The organism is Nonomuraea sp. NPDC002799, from assembly GCF_053592075.1.
The window spans coordinates 26,987-41,188 of sequence record NZ_JBSFVA010000047.1 but is presented as its reverse complement, the minus strand read 5'-3'; the positions used below and the strand labels follow the sequence as shown (position 1 = coordinate 41,188).

General features: G+C 70.9%; 15 protein-coding genes. 7 read left to right on the top strand and 8 right to left on the bottom strand.

From position 1 onward, the window contains the following. The first annotated feature begins 332 nt into the window (after window positions 1-332). The 3 genes from lnt (at window position 333) to ACWD0F_RS45655 (ending at window position 3,481) form a co-directional block, all read left to right on the top strand. A complete protein-coding gene (gene lnt / locus ACWD0F_RS45665; RefSeq protein ID WP_449888448.1) occupies window positions 333-2,036 on the top strand; it encodes an apolipoprotein N-acyltransferase in 1,704 nt (567 codons plus the stop codon). Between the two features lie 2 nt (window positions 2,037-2,038). After that, window positions 2,039-2,791 carry a polyprenol monophosphomannose synthase gene (locus ACWD0F_RS45660; RefSeq protein ID WP_449888489.1) on the top strand — a complete coding sequence of 251 codons (753 nt, stop codon included), beginning with the start codon at window positions 2,039-2,041 and terminating at the stop codon, window positions 2,789-2,791. Window positions 2,792-2,980: 189 nt separating this feature from the next. Continuing rightward, a complete protein-coding gene (locus ACWD0F_RS45655; protein ID WP_449888446.1) occupies window positions 2,981-3,481 on the top strand; it encodes an FxsA family protein in 501 nt (166 codons plus the stop codon). Window positions 3,482-3,982: 501 nt separating this feature from the next. Here ACWD0F_RS45655 and ACWD0F_RS45650 read toward each other — a convergent pair. Then, window positions 3,983-4,327 (bottom strand): RNA polymerase-binding protein RbpA, encoded by a 345-nt coding sequence (locus ACWD0F_RS45650; RefSeq protein ID WP_449888444.1) that lies wholly within the window; start codon window positions 4,325-4,327, stop codon window positions 3,983-3,985. A gap of 510 nt (window positions 4,328-4,837) precedes the next feature. On the opposite strand from ACWD0F_RS45650, the gene ACWD0F_RS45645 reads away from it, so the two are divergent. Further along, window positions 4,838-5,299, top strand: a complete 462-nt coding sequence (locus ACWD0F_RS45645; protein ID WP_449888441.1) for a hypothetical protein — start codon at window positions 4,838-4,840, stop codon at window positions 5,297-5,299. 115 nt (window positions 5,300-5,414) lie between these two features. On the opposite strand, the gene ACWD0F_RS45640 is transcribed toward ACWD0F_RS45645, so the two are convergent. From ACWD0F_RS45640 to ACWD0F_RS45610, 7 genes are all read right to left on the bottom strand, one after another. Then, window positions 5,415-6,848 carry an MFS transporter gene (locus ACWD0F_RS45640; protein WP_449888439.1) on the bottom strand — a complete coding sequence of 478 codons (1,434 nt, stop codon included), beginning with the start codon at window positions 6,846-6,848 and terminating at the stop codon, window positions 5,415-5,417. Window positions 6,849-6,977: 129 nt separating this feature from the next. Continuing rightward, entirely contained in the window at window positions 6,978-7,775 is a 798-nt protein-coding gene (locus tag ACWD0F_RS45635; RefSeq protein ID WP_449888488.1) for a glycerophosphodiester phosphodiesterase family protein, read from the bottom strand. A gap of 39 nt (window positions 7,776-7,814) precedes the next feature. Then, entirely contained in the window at window positions 7,815-8,354 is a 540-nt protein-coding gene (locus ACWD0F_RS45630) for a TrmH family RNA methyltransferase (protein WP_449888437.1), read from the bottom strand. Continuing rightward, entirely contained in the window at window positions 8,351-8,941 is a 591-nt protein-coding gene (locus ACWD0F_RS45625; protein WP_449888434.1) for a class I SAM-dependent methyltransferase, read from the bottom strand. Before ACWD0F_RS45625 ends, ACWD0F_RS45630 begins: the two co-directional genes overlap by 4 nt. Before the next feature lie 11 nt (window positions 8,942-8,952). Further along, window positions 8,953-9,900, bottom strand: coding sequence for a VWA domain-containing protein (locus ACWD0F_RS45620; RefSeq protein WP_449888432.1), 948 nt, complete (start codon window positions 9,898-9,900; stop codon window positions 8,953-8,955). Beyond that, window positions 9,897-10,832, bottom strand: a complete 936-nt coding sequence (locus ACWD0F_RS45615; RefSeq protein ID WP_449888431.1) for a DUF58 domain-containing protein — start codon at window positions 10,830-10,832, stop codon at window positions 9,897-9,899. The genes ACWD0F_RS45620 and ACWD0F_RS45615 overlap by 4 nt, the downstream gene beginning before the upstream one ends. Continuing rightward, a complete protein-coding gene (locus ACWD0F_RS45610; protein ID WP_449888428.1) occupies window positions 10,829-11,830 on the bottom strand; it encodes an AAA family ATPase in 1,002 nt (333 codons plus the stop codon). Before ACWD0F_RS45610 ends, ACWD0F_RS45615 begins: the two co-directional genes overlap by 4 nt. A gap of 55 nt (window positions 11,831-11,885) precedes the next feature. Between ACWD0F_RS45610 and ACWD0F_RS45605 the strand changes: the two genes are divergently transcribed. The 3 genes from ACWD0F_RS45605 (at window position 11,886) to ACWD0F_RS45595 (ending at window position 14,056) form a co-directional block, all read left to right on the top strand. Continuing rightward, window positions 11,886-12,656: a hypothetical protein gene (locus tag ACWD0F_RS45605; protein ID WP_449888426.1), complete on the top strand. Its 771-nt coding sequence runs from the start codon at window positions 11,886-11,888 to the stop codon at window positions 12,654-12,656. A 216-nt stretch (window positions 12,657-12,872) separates the two neighbouring features. Beyond that, on the top strand, window positions 12,873-13,436 hold the full coding sequence (locus ACWD0F_RS45600; protein ID WP_449888424.1) for a ClpP family protease: 564 nt from the start codon (window positions 12,873-12,875) through the stop codon (window positions 13,434-13,436). A 2-nt stretch (window positions 13,437-13,438) separates the two neighbouring features. Then, entirely contained in the window at window positions 13,439-14,056 is a 618-nt protein-coding gene (locus tag ACWD0F_RS45595; RefSeq protein ID WP_449888423.1) for an ATP-dependent Clp protease proteolytic subunit, read from the top strand. Window positions 14,057-14,202: the final 146 nt, after the last annotated feature.

Sequence of the window (14,202 nt, the reverse complement as noted above, 5' to 3'; positions counted from 1 at the left end):
CCGTCGGTCCGTCGAGTCGGGGCACCCCAACCGGGCGGGGGGTTGGACCCGGGACGGGCCCGGGAGCCCAGTAGACAACGGAATTCCGCGCTCGCCGCCGACGAGACGGGTCCGGTCCGAAGGGTTTCCGGGCCCTCTTCCCGCTCTCGTGTGCCGGGCCGCCATCGCGCCGGGTGGTCCCGCCGTTCGCGGGATCACCCTGCCGCCCCCGTTTCTCGGCTCGGGGCGGCCAATTTCTGATCTTTCCGGAGGCCGCGCGGGCTTGAGCGCCGCCGTGGGGCGGTAGCGTTTTCGCAAGCAGGCGTGCGAATTTCTGGCGAGGAGACCCCGGAGTGGTTCAGGACAGGACGAGCCATCCGCCCACACCCGGGCGCGACCCGGCCCGTGCGTCCGGGCCGTCGGCGGACACGCCCGAGTCCCAGGGGCCCGCCGAATCCGTGGCCGCGTCCGGCGGCTCCGGCGGCTCCTCCGGCGACGTGCCCGGAGGGGCGGCGGCGCGGGGCGTCGCCGGCGCCGGGCTCCGGTCGCGGCTCGTGCTGCCGGCCAGGGTCGTGGCCGCCGTGGCCGGCGGATTGGCGCTCTACGCGTCGTTCCCCCCGCTCGACTGGTGGTGGTGCGCGCCTGCGGGCATCGCGCTGATCATCGGCTCGCTCTACGGCACCCGGCCCAGGCGGGCCGCCTGGCTCGGCTATCTGAGCGCCCTGGTGTTCCTGCTCCCCACGCTCGCCTGGGTGCGCACCATCGGCGACGACGTCTGGTTCATGCTGGTCGGCACCGAGAGCGCCTTCTACGCCGTCATGGCCGCCCTGGCGGCGCCGGTGTTCAGGCTGCGGTGGTGGCCGCTGTGGTTCGGCGGGTTGTGGGCAGGCATGGAAGGGGCCCGCAGCCTGGTGCCCATCGGCGGGTTCCCCTGGGCGCGGCTGGCGTTCAGCCAGGGTGAGTCGCTGTTCACCTCCTACGCCGCCCTCGGTGGCGCGCCGCTGGTCTCGTTCGCCGTCGCGGTGTGCGGCGCCCTGCTCGCCCACGCCGTCCTCGTCCGGCGGGCCACGACGCTGACGAGGGCGGTTCCGGTCGCTCTGGCGCTGGCCGTGCCCGTGCTGAGCTTCGCGGTGCCCAGGGCCGGCGATGAGGGCCGTACGGTCAACGTCGGCATCGTGCAGGGGAACGTCCCGGGCCGGGGCATGCACATCCTGGGCGACGAACCCGCAGTGGTCCTGAAAAATCATGCCAACGAGACCAAACGCCTGGCGCAGGCCGTACGCGAGGGCAAACTGCCCAAGCCCGACCTGGTCGTCCTGCCGGAGAACTCCACCGACATCGACCCTTACCGTGACGCGGTGGCCCGCCAGATCATCCAGGACTCCGTCCAGGACGTCGGCGTGCCCACGCTGGTCGGCGCGGTGGTGGCCATCGGCGACGAGAACCGCGCCACCCGCAGCCTGGTGTGGGACCCGGTGACCGGCCCCGGCGACTACTACGACAAGCAGCACCTGGTGCCGTTCGGGGAGTACACGCCGTTCAAGGAGATCGTGCTGGCGCTGTGGGAGCGGGCCGGCCTGGTGGGCAGGCAGTCGGTGGCGGGCGGCAAGCCGGGCGACCTGAAGCTGGGGCCGGTCACGATCGGCGCGGTCAACTGCTACGAGGTGGCCTACGACGACACCGTACGCGGCACCGTGCGCGCCGGCGGCACCCCGATCGTGGTGCAGACCAACAACGCCACCTACGCCGAGTCGAACCTGCCTCCCCAGCAGCTCGCCATGTCCAAGCTGCGCGCGGTCGAGCACAACAGGGCCGTCGTGACCGCCGCGACCACCGGCATCTCCGCCTATGTGACGCCTGACGGTAAGGTCTCCTGGCAGACCCGCGAACTGGTCGCGGACATGACCGTGGTCAAGGTGCCCGTGCGCACCCGGGAAACGATCGCCACCAGGGTGGGCGCGCTTCCCGAATGGGCATTGACAGTGATGGGAGCCGTGGCCGCCGGAGTCGCCGTGTGGCGTGGCAGGCGGCGAGGCGACCGGATGAGGAACGAGTGAAGATGGAGACTCTCGGCCGGGTGCTCGTCGTCGTGCCCACCTACAACGAGCGCGACAACCTGCCCATGATCGTCGAGCGGGTGCGCGAGGCGGTGCCCGACGCTCACGTGCTCGTGGCCGACGACGACAGCCCCGACGGCACCGGCGAGATCGCCGACGAGCTCGCCGCGGCCGACGGGCAGGTGCACGTGCTGCACCGGCCCGGCAAGCAGGGGCTCGGGGCGGCCTACATCGCCGGTTTCCGGTGGGGGCTGCAGGAGGGCTACGACGTCCTGGTGGAGATGGACGCCGACGGCTCGCACCAGCCGGAGGAGCTGCCCAAGCTGCTCGACGCCCTGGCCGACGGAGCCGACCTGGCGATCGGCTCCCGCTACGTGCCCGGCGGCAAGGTGGTCAACTGGCCGCACCGGCGCGAGCTGCTGTCCAAGGGCGCCAACGTCTACACCCGGGTCATGCTGGGCCTGCCCGTCCGTGACGCGACCGCCGGGTTCCGCGCCTACCGCGCGGCGACCCTGGAGAAGGTGGGTCTGTCGGGCGTGGAGTCGCAGGGCTACTGCTTCCAGGTCGACCTGACCCTGCGCACGGCCAGGAACGGGCTGCGGGTGGTGGAGGTGCCGATCACGTTCGTGGAGCGGACGGTCGGCAAGAGCAAGATGAACGGGAAGGTCATGTCCGAGGCGTTGTGGCGGATCGGCCTGTGGGGCGTCACGGGCCTGCCCAGACGCCTGCGCGGCAGCGGCCACGGCCGGCCCTGACGCCTGGCCCGTGCCCCGGCTGAGGGCCGGGCCGCCCGCGCCGCCCGCGCCGGCAAGCCGGGGCGGGCAGCGTGGCGACGCCAGAGGACGCCGGGCCGCCGGCTCAGCCTGAACGTGGCCCGGCCTGAACGTGGCCCTTCTGGGCCGGAACGGTTTGCGGGCGCCGGACGTTGTCCCTGCTGTACGCGTGTGCGAATCGAGGAAACGATGCGGCTCCTGCTCTTTCTGGCCTTTTTGATCATTCCGGTCCTGGAGATCTGGCTGTTGATCCAGGTCGGCTCGGTGATCGGCGGCCCGGCGACCGTGGCCCTGCTCATCGCCGACAGCCTGCTGGGAGCTTGGCTGGTGCGCCGCGAGGGCCGCCGGGCCTGGCGGGCGCTGCAGGAGGCTCTCCAGGGCGGCAAGGTGCCCGACCGCGAGCTGGCCGACGGCGCTCTGGTCCTGGTGGGCGGCGTGCTGCTGGTGACCCCCGGGTTCTTCTCCGACGTGCTCGGGTTCCTGTGCATCCTGCCGGTCACCCGTCCGCTGATGCGCCGCCTGGGGGCGTGGTTCTTCGACCGCCGGGTCAAGCGGATGGCGGCCGCGTCGCCGTACGCGAACCTTTTCCCGCCGAGTCAGGACCCCGGCGTTCCGCAGGGCGGCGGCCGGGTGGTGCACGGCGAGGTCATCCGCGAAGAGCACGACTCCTAGCGCACCAGCCCCCGCAGACCGCTGCTGGGCCGGTCAGGGCTGCCGAGTCACTCACTTGTCCTGCGGCGGATCGGCCACGGTCACCTCGTCCGGGCCCGGAGGGGCCAGAGCCGTCCTTGGACCGCTCGCTGGGCGGTGTCGCGCGCCTGGAAAGGCTGCTGTCGGCCGCAAGCGCTGCAGGCCGCTCGGTGGGGCGGTGTCGCGCCCGGGAAGGTCGCAGCGGCCCGTAGGGCGGCATCGGCCCCGGGAGAGGTCGCGCTGGGGTGGTGTCACGCCCGGAAAGGCCGCTGTCAGCCGTAAGCGCTGCGGGCCGCTCGCTGGGGCGGTGTCGCGCCCGGGAAAGCCGCAGCGGCCCGCAGGTCGCCGGTGGGACGACGGCGTCAGCCTGGGAGTGGCCGCTGCCGGCCGTAGATCGTCCGCCTGGCGGCGGTCTGTTCCGGGTGGGGGCATGAAGGAACCCCCGGGCGCGATGCCCGGGGGTCTTCTGCCGTGAGAAGTGTGTCAGGCGCTCTTACGACGCTGGGCCCGCAGTACAGCGAGCCGCTCGTTGAGCACCTCCTCAAGGTCTTCGATGGACCGCCGCTCCAAGAGCATGTCCCAGTGCGTCCGCGGGGGCTTCGTCTTCTTCGATTCCGGCTGCTCGCCGTCCACGCGAACCGCGGTCGCGCCGCACATGCGGCACTCCCAGGTCGCGGGAATCTCAGCCTCGGCTGCAAGCGGAACCTCGAAGAGATGGCCCTTGGGACAGGTGTAAGACACCTCCTGGCGCGGGGCCAGATCCGTGTTACGGTCGTTCTCGTAGCTGGTTGCCCCGAGCCGGGTGCCACGAAGCGCGCGCTCGCCCATGTCTAAATGCCTCCTACAGGGCCCCCATGCGTGGGGGGTCTGTCTCCCACGGTGTCTAACGCTTGGTACCGTGATGGGATTCCCACCCGCGAGGTGATCCAATCGCGGTTGAGGCTTCGGTTCTTCACCCGGTTGCCCACCAGGCCCGCTCCGCAGGCGAATTCCGCTCCCGCCGGCGGTGAGAAGACGTGCTCCGCAGGGCTCCGGCCAGCCATTGCCGCCCCGGTCATGATCGACAGGCCGTTGGCGATCCGCTGCCGACAGGGGCCGAAGAACTGCGGGACGAACAGTGCCATTTTCCCCGTGAGCGCCATTTCGGCTCTCTCGCGGCAGCACGCCTGACCGCCACATCCGCCACCGCGGCCGTGCCGGACGCCCGCGCGGGCTCCGCTGACGCGGCCGCGCACCGGGCGCGGCGCATGCGGCGGAACGCGATGGAACGCCCTGAAGGACGACGACACCCGCGTTCCATCCGCCCCTCGGAGCGAGCCCATGAACACACTCCGCCGCATGGCCCGTACGATCGCCGTCACCTGCGCGAGCCTCGCGATGGTGGCCGGACTGTCCGCCGGGCCGGCGAACGCCGTCACCGAGATCCACTGCCAGCTCGGCATCTCCTTCTACAACCCCGAGCAGGACACGTGGCTGGTCCAGATCTCCGTCCACCTGCCCACCAACCGCTTCGACGGCGTCGGCTACGTCGTGAACGGGGCGCGGATCCAGCTCAAGGTCTACGGCCAGGACACCTTCTCCGACGACTTCCTGTTCGGCGCGGGCACGTACTCGGGGTTGTCCAGTCTCGTGGTGGACGACGACGGCATCCACCTGAGCGTGGCTCTGCCGCCCATCACGAGTGACTCGCTCGACGAGGACTGGGCGGACTCCGACGAGGTCTACGCCACCGCCAAGTGGATCGACGGCGACGGCGGCACCCTGCAGACCCGATCCAACGTCGTCCGCGGCTCGTTCTAGGAAGCGCCGCCGCGCCGCATCAGCGCGGGTCCGCCGCGCCGCACCGGCCGGTTCCGTCGTACCCCATGAGCCGGGGTCCGCCGCGCCGCCTGCACCGGCGGCGCGGCGGTCACCCTCAGACCCTCTCGGGGACCTCGTTGCCGGCGGCGCGGATGGCCTTGGGCAGGTTCGTCAGGGCCAGCAGGACGAACCCGACGATGAAGAAGACGATCATGGAGACGATGGCGATGCGGTAGCTGTTGGTGAGCTGCAGCGCGATCGTCACCGTGAGGGAGCCGATGAACGCCGACCCCTTGTCGCTGATCTGCAGCAGGCTGAAGTATTCGGCCTCCCGCCCCTTCGGGATCACCTGCGAGAACAACGACCGCGACAACGCCTGCGTGCCGCCCAGCACGATCGCGATGGCGAAGGCCATCAGGTAGAACTGCAGCGGCCGGCCCGCCTCGACGAACAGGGCGGCCACCACGATGATCGTCCACAGCACCAGGCTGGCCAGGACGGTCCGCTTGGTGCCGAAGTCGCGGGCCAGCCGGCCGAGCAGCAGCGCCCCGAAGAACGCCACGAACTGCACCATCAGGATCGCCGTGATCTGCACGGTCTTGTCCAGCTTGAGCGCTTCGGAGGCGAACGCCGCGCTGTTGCCGATGACCGTCTGCACGCCGTCGTTGTAGACCAGGTAGGCCACCAGGAACAGCAGCGTCAGCGGGTAGCGGCGCAGCTCGGACAGAGTGCGGCCGAGCTGGCGGAAGCTGCCGCCGACCGAGCGCAGCGCCGTGGTCTCGTGGACGGCCACGGGCCGGTTGCGCAGCCGCAGCAGCGGGATGATCGTGAACGTGGCCCACCACAGGCCCGCCGACATCATGCTGATGCGCACCGACATGCCCTCGCTCAGGCCCAGGCTCTCGTGCTGCAGGTAGAGCACCAGGTTGAGGGCCAGCAGCAGGCCGCCGCCCAGGTAGCCGATGGCCCAGCCGCGCGAGGACACCCCGTCGCGCTCGGCGGCCGTGGAGATCTGCGGCAGGAACGAGTCGTAGACCACGACCGAGGAGCCGTAGGCCAGGTTGGCCAGGATGAACAGCAGCCCTCCGAGCAGGTAGCGGTCGCCCTCGACGAAGTAGAGGCCCATCGTGGCCAGTGCCCCGACGTAGGCGAAGACGCCGAGCATCTCGCGCTTGCGCCCGGTGTGATCGGCCAGCGCGCCCACCACGGGCAGCACGACGATCTGCAGGAAGACCGCGATCGTCAGCGTCAGCCCGAAGAACGCGGCCGGCCTGATGTCGGCGCCGAGCACGTCCACGTAGCCGAGGCCGGGGCTGGCCTCGGCGAGCTTGTCGAAGTCGGTCACGCACGTGGCGGAGGCGATGCCGGGGAAGTCCTTGGCGCAGGCCGCCGTCTTGGCGACCGGGATGAGATAGGGGCCGAGGAAGACCGAGATGATCGTGGTGTAGAAGGCGGAGTTGGCCCAGTCGTAGAAGTACCAGCCGCGTTGCTCGCGTCTGCGGGCTGCGGGGGAGTCGTCGAGAGCCGCGGGGGGTGCGGGTGCGGGCATGGTGTCGTGTCGCTCCTCTGCGGGCCGGGCGGCCGGGCCGTGGCCCGTGGCCGGATGGCCGGGCTGTGGCCCTGCGGCCGGGCGGTGAACTCCCGCGGCCGGATGGCCGCGGCTGTGCGGGGTGGCTTGTCAGGCGGCCATCCGGCCGGGGTGCCATTGCCCGCGACGCTGCAGCACGTCGCGCAGGCCGGTGACGTTGTCGGTCATGAGGCCGTCGACGCCCAGATCGAGCAGGTGCTCCATGCGGGCGGTGTCGTTGATGGTCCACACGTGCACCTGCATGCCGATGGCGTGCGCGGTGCGTACGAGCCGTCTGGTGGTCACGCGCAGGCCGTAGAAGCCCACCGGCACCTGCGCGCACGGGATCCCGGCGCGGGACAGGCGGGCCAGCAGGCGGCCGTAACCGGAGGTGGCCGCGGCGGCGCGCAGCATGGCCACGCCGCGCGGCCCGAGCGCCGAGCACACCTCCTTGCCCAGCGCCGCCCTGGCCAGGGCCAGCCGCTCGTCGGAGAAGGAGGTCAGGCAGATCCGGTCATAGGCGTTGGTGTGCCGGATCGCCTCGGCCAGCGGGGCGATGGCGGCGGCCTCCTTGACGTCGATGTTGAACCGGACCTCGGGCCAGGAGCCGAGCAGGTCGGCCAGCAGCGGGATCTCGTGGACCCCGCCGATGCGCGCCTCACGGACGGCCCGGTAGGGCAGCTCCGAGATGCGGCCCCGGTGGTCGGTGACGCGGTCGAGGGTGTGGTCGTGGAAGGCGAGCAGCACCCCGTCGGCGGTGGCGTGCGCGTCGGTCTCCAGATAGGTGTAGCCGAGCGCGACGGCCCTCTCGAAGGCCGCGGCGGAGTTCTCGGCGCCTTCCGCGGCGCCTCCGCGGTGTGCGAAGGCCAGCGGGCCCGGATGATCGAGAAAGGGGAATCGACGGCTCAGCACGTCCTGAAGTATGCCTTCCGTGGGTGAACGGATCGGTTACGAATCGGGGAGATTTTCCCATTCCTGGCGGCGCGCGTCGGACAGCGCGATGGCCGCGGCCACCGCCACGTTGAACGAGCCCACCCGGCCGACCTGCGGGATGTAGCAGGCGCCGTCGACGGCCTCCAGGAGGGCGGGGGAGCAGCCGTGGTCCTCGCTGCCGACCACCAGGCACACGTCGCGGTTGAGGTCGGCCTTGTGCAGCGGCAGGGCCTCGGCGGTCAGCTCGATCGCCAGCACCGTGAAGCCCGCCCCCCTGGCCGCCTTGACCGCCTCGACGGCCGGCACCGGCTCGTGCCAGGTGACCAGCCGCTCGGTGCCGAGCGCGGTCTTGCCCGCCTTGGGATTGGTCGGCGGGGTGGCGTTGCCGGCCAGCCAGATCTCGTCCACGCCGAACGCGGCGGCGGTGCGGAAGATCGAGCCGACGTTGAACGGGCCGGTGACCGACTCGACGATCAGGCCGAGCCGGTTGGCGGTGTTTCTGCGCCAGGTGCGGTTGAGCCGCTTGACGTCGGTGGGGCGCAGTTGCCTTCTCATCGGGTCACCTTCAGGATGCGGTAGGCGGCCCGGCTGGTCTCGCGGGAGACCTGCCAGCCCTGCTCGCCGAGCCAGCGCTGCAGGGAGTCCGAGCCGAGGTGTTTCTGGACGACCAGGTGGGCGACGCCGTCGGGCGTCAGCCTCGTCAGCCACCTGGTGAGCATGTCGTGCAGGGCCTGCTTCCCGATCCGGATCGCGGGATTGGACCAGATGGCGCGGAAGCGCACCTCGTCCGGGACCTCGTCGGCATGAACGCACCTTACTTTGTAAAGGCGCGCGGCCTGAGCGTTTCTGGCGGTCAGCTCCAGGCTGCGCCGGTTCACGTCGACGGCCCACACCGTCGCCCCGGGCGCCCGGGAGGCCATCGTCAGCGCGATCGGCCCGTAACCGCAGCCCAGGTCGAGCAGGTCGCCCTCCTGCGCCGGCGGCGGAACGCTCTCCAGCAGCACGCGCGTGCCCAGATCGACCCGCTCCGGGGAGAACACGCCACTGTCGGTCTCCAGGCGCAGGTGCAGGTCGGGCAGGACGAGATCGACCGACCCCGGCCTGCTCGCGGTCTTCGGCTGCTCGGAGAAGTAGTGGGCCACGTGGCAGAACGTTACGGGATCCGGGAACCGAACAGGACCGCCGCGCCCGCCACCACCAGGCCCGCCAGGATCGCGGCCACGATGAACCACTGGGTGATCTCCTGGTTGACCAGCTTGTAGCCGAGCGAGGTGCCGATCTGCTCGTAGACCTCCCGCAGCTCGCTGCCGGACTCGGCGGCGTAGGCACGGCCGCTGGTGCCGTCGGACAACGACTGCAGGGTCTGCTTGTTGACCGGCACGTTCACCGGCCTGCCGTCGATGTCGACGGTGCCCTCCTGGGTGCCGTACGCGATGGTGGAGACGGGGACGCGGGCCTGCTGGGCGGCCTCGATGGCCTCGTTGACCGATCGGCCGGAGGTGTTGTCGCCGTCGGAGAGCAGCACGATCGCGGCCGGCGGCGGGTCGGTGGCGGCCTGCTGGTCGAAGGAGCGCAGCGAGTCGAGCGCGTTGAAGACGGCCTCGCCGATCGCGGTGCCCGGGCGGGTGGTGAGGTTGCCGATGGCGGTGACCACGGCCTGGTGGTCGGTGGTGGGGGAGATGACCACGTTGGCGGAGCGCGCGAAGGAGACCACGCCGACGTTGAAGCGGTCGGGCAGCTCCCTGGCGAACGCCTGCGCGGCGGCCTTGGCGGCGCTGATCCGGTCGGGCTGGACGTCGTCGGCGTCCATGGACAGGGACACGTCCAGCGCGATCATGATGGTGGCGCGGTCGCGGGGCACGCGTACCTGGTCGGCGGGTTTGGCGGCGCCGATGACCAGGAAGGACATCATGACGAGGAAGAGCACGGGGGCGACGTGGCGGCGCCAGCCGGGGCCGGCGGGGGCGACGAGGTCGAGCAGGGCCAGGTTGGTGAAGCGCACGGTGTAGCGGCGGCGCGCGAACATGGACACGATGTAGCCGGCCACCAGCAGGCCCAGCAGGAGGAAGAGCCACAACCAGCCAGGAGCCAGGAAGGTCATGAGGGTCTCCTGTGAGCGAGGTGGCTCATGCGGCGCTGGCGCAGGACGAACTGCGCGATGTCGAACACCCAGTCCCGGTCGGTCCGCAGCACGAGGTGGGCGATTCCGGCCCGGCGCAGGGCCCGGCGGGTGCCCTCACGCTGCGCGGCGGCCGCTTCCGCATACGCTTGCCGAACTTTGGGAGAAAGGTGCACCTCGCGTACGTGCCCGGTCTCGGGGTCGGCGAACGCGACCCGGCCCACGTCGGGCAGTTCGAGCTCGCGCGGGTCGATCACCTCCACCGCCAGCACCTGGTGGCGGGCGGCCAGGCGCCTGATGGGGCGCTCCCATGGGCGTTCGGCGGCGGGGTCGAGGTCGGGCTGGGCGTCGAGGAAGTCGGAGACGATCAGGCGCATGCCGCGCCGGCGCCGGCTGGCCGACAACACCTCGATGCCCTCGGCGAGGTCGGGCGGGTCGGGCACGACGCTGCCGCGGGGGGCGTCCATGAGGGAGTGCAGCAGGCCGTAGAGGGCGGGGCGGCCGGTGCGGGCGGGCATGCGGTGCACGTACTCGTCGTGCAGGACGAAGACACCGAACCGGTCACCGAGCCTGCTGGACAGGAACCCGATGGCGCCCACCGCGGCCACCACCAGGTCGCGTTTGTCGGTGTCGGCGGTGCCGAAGTCCATGCTGGGCGACAGGTCGGCCAGCGCCCATGTCTCCAGCTCGCGGTCGGCGACGAGGTCGCGGACGTGGGGGACGGTGGTGCGCGCGGTGACGGCCCAGTCCATGCGGCGCACGTCGTCCTCGCCGGGCACGTACACGCGGCTGTCGCCGGCCTCGCTGCCGGGGCCCGGCAGCAGGCCCTGGTGGGCGCCGTGCAGCAGCCCGTCCAGCCGCCGGGTGACGGTCAGCTCCAGCCGGCGCAGCGCTTGCTCTGCTGTGGTGGTCAACGGTTCTGGTTCCAGACGACGAGGGGCGGGGGTACGGCCTGCAGGATCTGCTTGACGACCTGTTCGGGGTCGACGCCGTCGGCCAGGGCGTCGAAGGTGAGCATCAGCCGGTGCGACATGACGTCCACGGCCACGTCGCGTACGTCGTCGGGCAGCATGTAGTCGCGCCCGCGCAGCAGGGCCAGCGCGCGGCCGGCCGAGACCAGGCCCAGCGTGGCGCGGGGGCTGACGCCGATCTCGATGGTCTCGGCGAGCTCGGACAGGCCGTACTCGGCGGGGTTGCGGGTGGACATGACCAGCCGTACGACGTAGTCGGCGACGAGCTGGTGCACCGAGATCTGCTCGGCCGCCTCCTGCAGCGCCAGCAGTTTGCCCGGGTCGAGCACCCGCTCGGGAACGGGCGGGGTGACGCTCATGCGGTGGAGGATCTCCAGCTCCTCGTGCGCGGTGGGATGCGGTACCCGCACCCGGAACAGGAACCGGTCACGCTGGACCTCGGGCAGCGGGTAGACGCCCTCGGACTCGATCGGGTTCTGGGTGGCGAGCACGATGAACGGCCTGGGCAGCGGATGGGTGACGCCGGCCAGGGTGACCTGGCGCTCGGCCATCACCTCCAGCAGCGCGGACTGGACCTTGGCGGGGGCACGGTTGATCTCGTCGGCGAGCAGGAAGTTGACGAACACGGGGCCCAGCTCGACGTCGAACTTCTCGTTGGAGGGGTGGAAGACGCGGGTGCCGACGATGTCGCTCGGCACGAGGTCGGGGGTGAACTGGATCCGGGCGAACGTGCCGCCCACGACGGTCGACAGGGTGGCGGCGGCAAGGGTCTTGGCGACGCCCGGAACTCCTTCGAGCAGGCAGTGCCCGCGGGCCAGCAGGGCCACGATCAGTCTTTCGACCATGTGCTCCTGTCCGACGATGACACGCCGGACCTCGTCGAGACTCTGACGCAGCAGGGCGGCGTCGTTCCCGCCTGGCAACTCTTCGGCGACGCTCATGACGCCATTCCACCAAACGCGCCGCAAACGTGCACGACGCCACGTCTGTGCTTTCATGGCAAACGTGGCAAGTCCCCTGCAGTACGGCGATCCGCCCCGGCTGGGGCCCTACGTGGTGCAGGCCCGGCTGCACACGGCTCCGGCCGGTTTCGTGTACCTGGGCCAGGCGCCTGACGGCCGCGCGGTGTCCCTGGCCGTCCTGACGAGAGGCGCCGCCTTCGACGCCGCGGCGCGCGAGAGGTTCCTGACGGCGGCCAGGCAGGCCGGGGGCGAAAGGTCCGGCATGCGCGCCTGGTTCCTGCGGCCGAACCGGCCGCGGGGCTCGGTGCTGGACGACGCGCCCGAGGTCCTCGACGTGCACGCGGGGCAGGCGCCGTGGGTGGCGGTGCCGTACGTGCCGGGCCGGCCGGGGGCGGAGCGCTTCCTGGAGCCGGTGATGGTGGGCGGGACGTTCATCGGGGAGGCGCATGGGCCCGACTTCGTCCCGTACTGGCTGACCGACCGCGCTCCGGCGCTGCCGGGGCCGACCAGGCAGCGCCGGCCGCGGACCGAGACCCGCAAGCGGGTGCTGCTGGCCGCGCTGGCGGTGGTGCTGCTGCTGATGCTGGTGACCACGATCCTGCTGCTGTTGCTGCTGGGCCGGCAGAACAGCGAGCCGCAGCCCCGGCAGCTGCCGCCGACGGTGTTCGTGCCGACGCCGCCGCCGACGCCGCAGTCGTCGGAGCCGCAGCCGTCGCCCTCGCAGTCGTCGTCGCCGACCGAGTCGGGGCAGGGCACGCCGGGCCGCTCGCCGGGGGAGGACCCGGGCGAGGAGTCGCCGCTCTGAGGTTCACCGCTCGCCGAGCGGCCCGCCGTCCGGATGATCGCGGCTCGCCTGCGCGGCGGGTTCCCTCTCACATCCGCGTTTGCCTGTCGATGATTTTTCGCGCTGAGTGGAATGCGCCAACAGAGAAATGCGCCCCCAGCGAAAAGGTTCCGTAATTCGGGTCGTCCGGGTCTAGCGTTTTTTCGCAGGAATACCTCGCACGGAAAGGCGACCCTCATGACGGAAACCCAGCGCGCCACGTGGCCTGACCAACTCAGTGACCGCCTGTTGCGGCAGCGCATCGTCGTCCTGGGCGAAGAGGTCGACGACGCGATTTGCAATCGGCTGTGCGGTGAGCTGCTTTTGCTGGCGGCCGAGGATCCGGCCAGCGACATAACGCTTTACATCAATTCGCCGGGCGGTTCGGTGTCCGCCGGGATGGCACTCTACGACATGATGCAGTTCGTTCCGTGCGACGTGGCGACGGTGGCGATGGGATTCGCCGCCTCGATGGGCCAGGTGCTGCTGGCGGCGGGCGCCAAGGGCAAGCGTTACGCCCTGCCCAACGCCCGTGTCGTCATGCACCAGCCGCTGGGCGGCATCGGCGGCTCGGCCACCGACATCCAGATCCAGGCCGAGAACATGATCCACACCAAGCGCCGGATGGCCGAGATCATCGCCCACCACACGGGCCAGCCGCTGGAGCGCATCCAGGCCGACTCCGACCGTGACCGCTGGTTCACCGCCCAGCAGGCGCTCGAGTACGGCATCGTCGACCACATCGCGGAAGGGATGAACTGAAGATGAGCGGCCGTTACATCCTGCCGTCCTTCACCGAGCGCACCTCCTACGGCATCAGGGAGATGAACCCGTACAACAAGCTGTTCGAGGACCGGGTCATCTTCCTGGGTGTGCCCATCGACGACACCGTGGCCGACGACGTGATGGCGCAACTCCTCACGCTGGAGTCGCTCGACCCCGACCAGGACATCAACATCTACATCAACTCGCCGGGCGGGTCGTTCACGGCGATGACGGCCATCTACGACACGATGCAGTTCGTCCGGCCGGAGATCCACACGGTCTGCATCGGCGAGGCGGCCTCGGCGGCGGCCGTCCTGCTCGCGGCCGGCACGCCGGGCAAGCGCGCCGCGCTGCCGCACGCCCGGGTGCTGCTGCACGAGCCGCACGCCGACGGCGGGCGCGGGCAGGGCAGCGACCTGGAGATCCAGGCCAGGGAGATCCTGCGGATGCGGGATCAGCAGGAGGAGATCCTGGCCCGGCACACCGGGCGGGGCGTACAGGAGATCAGGAAGGACATCGAGCGGGACCGGATCTTCACCGCCGAGCAGGCCCGTACCTACCGGCTGATCGATGACATCTACGCGTCGAGGAAGCGCACCCTGGTCCCGGCTCGCTGACCTCTCCCCGCTCCGGCAAGGCGCGTCGCCCTCCGGGCGGCGCGCCTTCTCGCTGCCGGGCGGCTCGTTCAACGCGAGGTAGATTTTTGCCGTTTTAGCCAGAAATTCGGGGATAGCGTCATCTTCAGCTTGCTTTCGGGGGATTC